The following is an 8,610-nucleotide window of genomic DNA, read 5'->3' on the forward strand; positions in this document are numbered from 1 at the left end:
GCAACCCGTGGCAGAGCCGCCCTGCCTCCCGGGTCGCGCGTGCCGTCGGCGGCTGCTCCCGCGGTGGCCCCCGCAGCGGCGCCCGTCAGGGCGGCTGGGGACACGGCATAGGGGGCGGTGTGCTCGGTGGGGTCGCTGACCGTCGGTAGGACCGAGGTGTCATTCGTCGCTGCTGCGCTGCGCGAAGGGCGGTCGTCCAGTGCGGCACCGAGCGCGCCGCGGACGAGCCGGACGCGCGCGAGGAGCTCACCGGCGTCGGCCGGGCGATCGGTGGGTTCCTTGGCCGCCGCGCTCAGCACGAGGTCGTCGAGCTCCGGAGCCAGCCCCGCGACGATGGTCGACGGCGTCGGCACGCCTTGGTGGAGATGCTGGAAGATGACATTGGGGATGGACTCGCCGGTGAAGGCCTTGCGGCCGGTGAGCATCTCGAAGAGCACCAGGCCCGCGCCATACACATCGCTACGCGGCGTGACCTGGCTCAACTCCATCTGCTCCGGCGAGATATAGGACAAGGTGCCCAGGACTTCGCTGGTCGCGGATGTGACCGTCTCGCTGGTGACGGCGCGGGCCAAGCCGAAGTCGGCGACCTTGACGACGCCGTCCGCGCGGACCAGAACGTTCTCGGGCTTGACGTCGCGGTGGACGAAGCCGGCCTGGTGAGCAACGGCCAACGCCGTCAGCATCGGCTCGAAGATGTCCAGAGCGGCCCGTGGGGCCAGGGCGCCGTCGGTGTCGACGATGTCGCGCAGGTTGCGGCCCGGCACGTATTCCATGACGAGGAAGAGCAGGTCACCGTCGCGGCCCTGGTCGAAGACCCCGACGATATTGGGGTGGGCGAGCCGGGCAGCGGCGCGAGCCTCGCGGTGGAAACGGGCGACGAAACTGTCGTCGTGCGCCAGATGCGGACGCATCACCTTCAGGGCGACGTCGCGATCGAGGCGGGTGTCGAGCGCGCGGTAGACGGTCGCCATACCCCCGGTGGCGATGCGCTCGAGGACCTGGTAGCGACCGTCGACGACCTGGCCGATCAGGGCGTCCGGCCCCACCTCATTCACCGGCAAAGTCTACGGCCCCCTTCGGTGGCGTCCGCGGGCGGCGCGCTCAGAGGCGCTGGCGGAAGTAGTTGACGTTGGCGACGTATTGCCGTGTGTCGGAGTACCACCCGCGCGCCCGCACCGAGCCCAGGCCCTGGTAGTAGGCAGCGATGACCTCGTCGCGGTTGCTGGCCATCTTGGTCAACTGGCGGATGATCACGACGCCCGCGGTGACATTGTCGCGCTGGTCGTGCAGGTTGAGTTTGCGGTTGATCAGGCTGCTGGCCCAGGTGCCGCTGCCCGGCATGACCTGCATGGTGCCGACCGCGCCGACCCCGGAGGCGACGCCCTGGTTCCAGCCGGATTCCTGCCAGGCGATGGCGAGCGCGAGGCGGTGGTCGACGCCATACCGGTTGGCGGTGGCGACGATCAGGTCGCGGGTCGCGGTGCGCGAGGTCATCCCGCGGACGGGGGACTTGGTCGTCGCCTTGGGGCTGGACTCGAAACTGCGGTCGACGCGGCTGGTCGTGCCGGGGATCGAGAGGCGCTGGCCGGGGAGGATGAACCGGCTGGGGGAGATGCCATTGGCCTTGGCGAGCGCCGAGATCGTGGTGCCGTAGCGGGCGGCGATGCCGCTGAGGGTCTCGCCCGCGCGGACGAAATGACCGCTGGTGGTGCGCGCCGGGCGCTTCGCCGCGCTCGTGCTGCCGGACGGAATCGTCAGGACGTCACCGGGGCGGATCAGGCGGGTGTTGGCGAGGTTGTTGGCCGCGGCGATCGCGCTCGTCGTCGTGTGATAGCGCAGCGCCAGACCGAAGACGGTGTCACCCGAGCGAACCGTATGCCGCTGCCCGCTGCTGGTGTGCTGGGCAAGGGCTGGAAGGTCGAACAGGGCCGGTGGGGTGGCGGGCAAGGTGAACAGGGGGGCCATTCGAGTGCGTCCTTCCAGGACGGGGGCAGGGCAGTCCCGGTGCGCTGAACCGGAGTGACGGGAGAGTCGCGTGGGACACGAGGATAGCGAAGTTGCGCGTGTGACGCGTGGGGCCAGGCGCCGGGACGACTTCTACTCCGGAAGCTGCCACCGTGACTTCCGCCCGAATCCCGAGTCCGTCGAAGCCCGAAGATCCCCGCAGGCGTTGGGCGCTAGGCTCCCGGGCGTGGATCTCGATGCCCTGGTCGGCGACTGGCTGACCGTCCCCGACCTGTGCGAACGCCTCGGCCTGAGCCCCTCCGGTGTACGCCGGCTGATCGAGGAGCGCGAGTTCGTCGCCGTGCGTCGAGGCGAGCGGTCGGTGCTCAGCGTGCCGGCGGCGTTCGTCGATGAGGCCGGCCCGCTGGCGGCGCTCAAGGGCACCATCACGGTCCTGAGCGACATCGGCTTCGACGACCCAGAAATCATTGAGTGGCTCTTCACCCCCGACGACTCGCTGCCCGGCGGCGGCAGTCACGCGATAGACGCGATCCGTGCGGGGTTCAAGACCGAGGTCCGCCGGCGGGCGATGGAAGAGGGCTGACGCCTCGACGCCGGCCTGGTGATACCAGACCGGACCGCGCTGCGCGCAGGGACCGAGAACTGAACGGTGCTCCTGCCGAGGCGTCGAACACGTCCTCTCGACGGGGTGGATGTGACCTCTCGACGGGGTCAGGCGTGGCGATCGGTGACGGTCTCGATCATCGCGCCGAGCGCGGCGGCGGCGTCCTGGTCGACATCAGCCCCGGCAAGCGCCTGCGCCGCCGACGTCGCGCGGGCGGCGATGGCTGCCTCGACGGCGTCGGTTGCCCCGCAGCCGGCAATGATCGCCCGGAGACGCTGGACGGCCTCGGGTGTCAGGGCGGCGTCGCCGAGGTGGGTCTCGACATACGTCCGGTCCGCGTGGGCGGCCAGCGCGAGCGTATGCGCGATCAGCACCGTCCGCTTGCCCTCGCGCAGGTCGTCGCCGGCCGGCTTGCCGGTCACCCCCGGGTCGCCGAAGACCCCCAGCACGTCGTCGCGCAACTGGAAGGCGATCCCCAGATCGAGGCCGTAGGCCGCAAGCGCCGCGAGAGCGGCCCCGGTCAGCCCGCCCGTGCGCGCACCGATGAGCAGCGGTTGCTGGATCGAGTACTTCGCCGACTTGTAGGTGATGACTCGCTCGGCGATCGCCACCCGCTCGGCCGGGCTCGCGCCGGCCCACGGCCGCACGGACCCGACGACGTCGAGATACTGCCCGGCCATCAACTGCGCCCGCATCAGGTCGAACGTCGCCCGCCCGCGCTCGAGATCGGCGGACGGCAGACCGCACTCGTCATACGCCTGGTCGGCCCACCCGAGGCAGAGGTTGCCGGCGAGAATCGCGCCGGCGACGCCGAAGGCCGATCCGTCGCCCTCCCACCCGCGCTGCGCGTGCGCGCTCGCCAGGGCGCGGTGCACGGTCGGCGCACCGCGCCGGGTGTCGGAAGAGTCGATGACGTCGTCGTGGATCAGGGCTGCCGCCTGGACGAACTCCATTGCCGACGCCAGCGCCACTGCACCGTCGCCGTCCGGGCGCCCGGCAGCGCGATAGCCGAGATAGAGAAAGGTCGGCCGTAGCAGCTTCCCCCCGGCCATCAAGTCGCTGATGGCGTCGAGCAGGTCGTCGGCCTCGGGAGCGAGTTCGGTCAGATCGGCGCGTCCCCGCGCCAGTTGCGCGTGGACAGCGGCATCGATGCGTGGGCGGAGCGCCGTGATGTCGATGCCGGCCACCGCCGCTCCTCCCGCTGATCCCCGTATGCCTGCGCGACGGGCGCCGCCGGGCATCTCACCCTATCTACGCCGTCGGTGGGCGCCGCGCGGGGCACGTACCCTAGCGGCCATGTCCATCCCCGCTGACCTGCGCGCCGGCCGGCCGACCGTCAGCTTCGAGTTCTTCCCGCCCAAGGACGACGCTGCCGAGACGACGCTCATGGACGCCATTCGGCGCCTCGAGCGGGCCCGTCCCGACTTCGTGTCGATCACGTATGGCGCGGGTGGCTCCAGTCAGGATCGCACCGTCGCGATCACCGAGCGGATCGCCCGCGAGACCACCTTGACGCCGCTGGCGCACCTGACCTGCGTCGGGGCTTCCGTCGCGCAGTTGCGCCAGGTCATCGGGGCGTATGCCGCCGTCGGGATCCGCAACGTCCTCGCCCTGCGCGGTGACCCGCCGCGGGGAGCCGTCGAGTGGGTCGCGCACCCGGACGGTCTCTCGCACGCCGATGACCTGGTCCGTCTGATCAAAACCCTCGGCGATTTCACCGTCGGGGTTGCCGCCTTCCCGGACGTCCACCCCGAGTCGGCAAGCTTCGAGGACGATGTCGAGGTGCTCGTCCGCAAGGCGGACGCGGGCGCCGAGTTTGCCGTCACCCAGATGGTGTTCGACGCGACCACGTATCTGCGGCTGCGCGATGCGGTCGCTGCTCGGCGAGACCTGCCGGTCACACCGGGCCTGATGCCGGTGACCAATGTCAAGCAGATCGCCCGGATGTCGGAGCTGATGGGAACGCCCCTGCCCGAGGCGGTCGTCGCGCGTTTGTCGGCGGTTGACGGCGACCCGGCGGCGGTTCGGGCCGTCGGTGTGGAGATTGCCACCGAACTGGCCCAGGCAATGCTCGCCGAAGGTGCTCCGGGTCTGCACTTCATCACCATGAACCGCTCGACCGCGACCCTGGAGGTCTTCGAAAATCTTGGCCTTTCGGCGGTCCGCTGACCTCATCCCGGCAAGCGGGCGGCATACGGTTGGGGCCGTGAGCTTCGATGGGATGTGGGCGGCTCCGGGAGATGACCCGCGGGAGGCGATAGCGCCGGGGCGCGGTGAGAAGGCAGTGCTGGGGGAATATCTCGACCGCTACCGGATGACGATCGAGCTCAAGTGCTCTGGGCTGACACCGGATCAGTTGGCAACGCGCTCGGTGCCGCCGTCCACCCTGTCGCTGCTGGGGCTGATCCGCCATCTGGCCCGCGTCGAACACAGTTGGGCGAGAAGGGTTCTCGAAGGCCATCCCGAGCTGCCGCGGCTCTATCGCACCGAGGCCGAGCCCGACCTCGACTTCGACGGCGTCACGGCGGACGAGGCGTGCGTCGCCGATGCATGGGCGAGTTGGCGCGTCGAGGTCGCGCACGCGCAGGAGGTGTATGCCGGGCTCGATCTCGACACCATCGTCTCGGTGCGCGATCAGCAGATCGAGGCGCGCGATGTCATCGTCCACCTCGTCGAGGAGTACGCCAGGCACGCCGGCCACGCCGACCTGCTGCGCGAGTGCGTCGACGGGCGCACTGGCCAGTAGTCGCTCAGCCGACCACGGTCGTGGGGGTGCCGCCCGTCAGGGTGAGGAGGTCGGCATACGTGGTCCGGAAGACGGTGTGGGAGTGGCCGGCGGCGGCCCAGACCTCTGCGTAGGCCGCGAGATCAGTGTCGACCAGCGTGCGCAGCGGGGTTGGGTGGCCGACGGGAGCGACGCCGCCGATCGCCATGCCCGTATGGGTGCGGACGAAGTCGGGGTCGGCGCGCTCCAGGGCCGACATCCCCAGCACGCCCGCCACGTGTGCCGTGTCCACCCGGTGCCCGCCGCTTGCCATCACGAGGATGGGAGTCTCGGTGCCGTCGGCGCCAATGCCCTTGAAGACCAGCGAGTTCGCGATCTCGGCCGGGGTGATGCCGAGGGCGTCGGCCGCGGCCTGAGCGGTGCGGACGGCGTCGGGCAGGACGCGCAACTCGGCCTCGAAGCCGCGCTCCGTGAGGGCGGCGCGGACGGCAGTCACGCCGGGGTGGGAGGTTAGATCGGGGGCCATGGAGGCGACCTTAGCCAGTGCGGATCGGCCGGCCGGCCATGCCCCGGTGATCGACGAAAAGAGCGCGGCCGCAATATCACTCAACGAGCCTGGACGGGGGCGGTCAGAGGCCGGCGGCCACGGTGACACCGATGCCGACCAGGCTCAGGCTGCTGACGCCCGTCAGGATCGTCGCCGGGCGCCGGCGGCTGAGCAGGACTCGGCCGCGCTCGGCCAGCCGGATGAAGAGCACGTACCACGTCATCGTCACCACGGCCCAGAGCACGCCGAGCCCGGTCATCGCCCAGAACTGCGGCGCTTGCGCAGGCACGAACTGGGGGAGGAGCGCGATCGCGAAAACGCCCGCCTTGGGGTTGCCGAGGTTGACCGCGAGACCGGTGACGAAGTCCGCTCGGGGTGAGTCCACTTGCGCGGCAGTGTGATCCAGCGTCGCAGCCGGGTGGCGCAGGGCGAGCAGGCCGCGGACACCGAGCCAGACGAGCACGACGCCGCCGGCGATGCGCAGCGTGGCGAAGGCGGCCGGGTTGGCGAGCAAGATGGCGGAGAGACCGGCCGCGGCGCCAAAGCTCCAGATCAGCAGGCCGACGGCCGTCCCGAGATTGCTCATCAGCGCCGCGCGCCGGCCGCGGACCAGGACTTGGCGAAGCATGATTGCCTGCCCGACGCCCGGGAGCATCGCGAGGAGCCACGTGGTGGTGACAAAGGCGAGAAGGTTCATGGGCTCCAGCGTGCTGAATCGCGCGGTTAACGAGAAGGTGCCTTTGCTCGCCCTATCTTAAGAATCATGAAGGCTGACGAGACCGAGCACTTGCGCTTGCTCTGGTTGATCCAGGACCACGGGTCGCTCGCCGGTGCCGCCGACGTCCTCGGTATCACCGCCCCGGCGGCAACGCAGAGGCTGGCAAAGGCCGAATCCGTCTGGGGCACAAGGCTGGTCGATCGTGGGCCGCGCGGTGCGCGGTTGACCACTGATGGGGAGGTGCTTGCGGCATACGGGCGGCGCATCGACCGGCAGGCGCGGGAGGCACTGACGGAGTTCCGGCTCCGACGCGAGGGTACGCGCCGGCGGCTGCGACTCGGTGCCTTCCAGCAGGCGGCGCTTCACCTGTTGCCGCCGGCGATGACGGCGCTGCGGCACCGCGTCGGCGACGCCGACCTGTCGGTGCTCGACATCCAGAGTGTCGACGCCGTCCGGTTGGTCGCCGAGGGCGATCTGGATCTCGCGCTGATGGCGACCTGGGACAACGCGCCGGTCGCCGATCCCCGAGTGCGGGTCACGCGGCTGGCGGCCGATCCGATCGTCGTGATCCTGCCCGACGATCATCCGCTGGCGCGGCGCGGCCCGAGTCCGGTCGCCCTGCCGGAGCTGTCGGACGAGGCGTGGGTGGTGATCCGCGGGCGCGTGCACGCGCGGGCGCAGTTCGACCGCTCCACCGCCGCAGCGGGTTTCGCGCCGCGCGTGCGCTTCGAGAGCGATTCGTATGACGTGGCGCAGGCCCTCGTCGCCACCGGCTATGGCGTCGCCCTGGTCTCACGAATGACGCTGCGGCACTGGCCCGGCGCGACCTGGCGCCCGCTGGTCCGGCCCCGCCTGCGGCAGACGATCCACATCGTGCGACCGGTTGAGGACACGCGCGCCCCGCTGGCCGCGACCTTCGCGGGCCTGCTGCGCGATGTCGCGCGCGACCTGGCCGACTGACGACACGTTCACCGAGTCGCTGTGGATCAACCGCACTCGTCTGCACGGCCAAAACCAAAGTGGGCTCGCCGAGGAACTCGACGCGGGGTCGAAAGCTGGCCGGACGCGCGGACGTCGACGTCGGGGCAACCAGCCAAGTCGACAGAAGCTCGAGGGTGTCTCACGAGCAGCCCATAGCGAGCGCCAGCGCCGAGCAGACCTCGCGCATTCGTTGCTCGCTGAGCTGGCCCAGGCGGCGAACCAGCGTGCGCACGGGCACGTCGACGACGGCATCGAGTTGCACCACGCATAGTTTTGGGACCGGGTCGTCGCCCGGCTCCAGCGGGACTTCGCTGGCCAGTCCACGGATCACCGTGCTGCATGAGGCAACCACGGTGCGTCGTCGGCCGACGATCGCGGCATCGCGACTGAGCACGACCACTGGGCGAGCGCCGGCATCGGCCAAGTCGGCCCACCACACCTCGCCCCGGGTAGGCAGTGCCATCGCGCGATCACATCCGGCCGGCAGCGTCGAGGAAGGTTTCCAGGTCGCCCCAATCATCCCGCGTGTGCATCGGATGCTCTGCATATGCCCGTGCATATTGCTGGTCGATCTCGGCATCGCGATAGTGGCGAAGCAATGCCTCCAGGGCAGATTCCAGTAACGACGAGTCGGTGCTAGGCCCATGGGCGGCTCGGGCGCGCGTCAGCAACTCACCGTCAACGGTGGTGCTGATTCGGATGCGGGGCATGCCATTATCGTGCCACGTTTATGGCATTCGGGATCAGGCGGGCGGCGCCCACTGCGGGTCGCGGCCCGACATGCCCACGAGCCGCTCGATGGCGGGGGCGTCGGCAGGCACCGGCACGCGGGGCGCAAAGGCCAAGCCCTCGCCCTGGAAGTCCGGCGTGAGCATCTGCTCGGCGAAGCCGATCGAGCCGTCGACCGCCTCGGGGGCCGGTGCCCAGACCTGTCCGGTCGCGACCGCCAGATCCCAGCCGTGCACCTGGTACTCCCAGAGCGTCATCGCCAGCGCCATGGCGCCCGGCATCGCATTGCCGTCGGCCAGGGTCAGGTCGCCCGACCCGGACTTGACCGCGAGCGGTCCCTG

At 70.3% G+C, this 8,610-nt stretch carries 11 protein-coding genes and 1 pseudogene; 4 read left to right on the forward strand and 8 right to left on the reverse strand.

The features are described 5' to 3' along the window. The coding region (locus PKH97_RS10595) for a protein kinase (protein WP_324387377.1) at positions 1-1,055 on the reverse strand (1,055 nt) is incomplete at its 3' end. A gap of 46 nt (positions 1,056-1,101) precedes the next feature. Beyond that, positions 1,102-1,965: a LysM peptidoglycan-binding domain-containing protein gene (locus tag PKH97_RS10600; protein ID WP_324387378.1), complete on the reverse strand. Its 864-nt coding sequence runs from the start codon at positions 1,963-1,965 to the stop codon at positions 1,102-1,104. Positions 1,966-2,191: 226 nt separating this feature from the next. Between PKH97_RS10600 and PKH97_RS10605 the strand changes: the two genes are divergently transcribed. After that, positions 2,192-2,548, forward strand: a complete 357-nt coding sequence (locus PKH97_RS10605; protein ID WP_324387379.1) for an Rv2175c family DNA-binding protein — start codon at positions 2,192-2,194, stop codon at positions 2,546-2,548. Positions 2,549-2,676: 128 nt separating this feature from the next. On the opposite strand, the gene PKH97_RS10610 is transcribed toward PKH97_RS10605, so the two are convergent. Next, positions 2,677-3,756, reverse strand: a complete 1,080-nt coding sequence (locus tag PKH97_RS10610; RefSeq protein WP_324387380.1) for a polyprenyl synthetase family protein — start codon at positions 3,754-3,756, stop codon at positions 2,677-2,679. Between the two features lie 109 nt (positions 3,757-3,865). Here PKH97_RS10610 and metF point away from each other — a divergent pair, with 109 nt between their 5' ends. Further along, on the forward strand, positions 3,866-4,738 hold the full coding sequence (metF, locus tag PKH97_RS10615) for a methylenetetrahydrofolate reductase [NAD(P)H] (protein WP_324387381.1): 873 nt from the start codon (positions 3,866-3,868) through the stop codon (positions 4,736-4,738). Positions 4,739-4,775: 37 nt separating this feature from the next. After that, positions 4,776-5,315, forward strand: coding sequence for a DinB family protein (locus tag PKH97_RS10620; RefSeq protein WP_324387382.1), 540 nt, complete (start codon positions 4,776-4,778; stop codon positions 5,313-5,315). Positions 5,316-5,319: 4 nt separating this feature from the next. On the opposite strand, the gene PKH97_RS10625 is transcribed toward PKH97_RS10620, so the two are convergent. Together PKH97_RS10625 and PKH97_RS10630 are read right to left on the reverse strand one after the other, a co-directional pair. Continuing rightward, the gene (locus tag PKH97_RS10625; RefSeq protein ID WP_324387383.1) at positions 5,320-5,820 is read right to left on the reverse strand and encodes a YbaK/EbsC family protein; all 501 of its coding nucleotides are present in this window, start codon (positions 5,818-5,820) and stop codon (positions 5,320-5,322) included. 103 nt (positions 5,821-5,923) lie between these two features. Next, positions 5,924-6,538, reverse strand: coding sequence for a LysE family translocator (locus tag PKH97_RS10630; protein ID WP_324387384.1), 615 nt, complete (start codon positions 6,536-6,538; stop codon positions 5,924-5,926). Between the two features lie 66 nt (positions 6,539-6,604). On the opposite strand from PKH97_RS10630, the gene PKH97_RS10635 reads away from it, so the two are divergent. Beyond that, positions 6,605-7,519: a LysR family transcriptional regulator gene (locus PKH97_RS10635; protein ID WP_324387385.1), complete on the forward strand. Its 915-nt coding sequence runs from the start codon at positions 6,605-6,607 to the stop codon at positions 7,517-7,519. Positions 7,520-7,679: 160 nt separating this feature from the next. On the opposite strand, the gene PKH97_RS10640 is transcribed toward PKH97_RS10635, so the two are convergent. From PKH97_RS10640 to PKH97_RS10650, 3 genes and pseudogenes are all read right to left on the reverse strand, one after another. Then, positions 7,680-8,003, reverse strand: coding sequence for a type II toxin-antitoxin system PemK/MazF family toxin (locus PKH97_RS10640; protein WP_324387386.1), 324 nt, complete (start codon positions 8,001-8,003; stop codon positions 7,680-7,682). A gap of 7 nt (positions 8,004-8,010) precedes the next feature. After that, positions 8,011-8,250 (reverse strand): antitoxin MazE5, encoded by a 240-nt coding sequence (locus PKH97_RS10645; protein WP_324387387.1) that lies wholly within the window; start codon positions 8,248-8,250, stop codon positions 8,011-8,013. Between the two features lie 33 nt (positions 8,251-8,283). After that, positions 8,284-8,610, reverse strand: a pseudogene (locus PKH97_RS10650) (hypothetical protein); the annotation flags it as partial.

Origin of the sequence: Nostocoides sp. (assembly GCF_035343835.1) — a bacterium.
GTDB lineage: Bacteria > Actinomycetota > Actinomycetes > Actinomycetales > Dermatophilaceae > Nostocoides_A > Nostocoides_A vanveenii.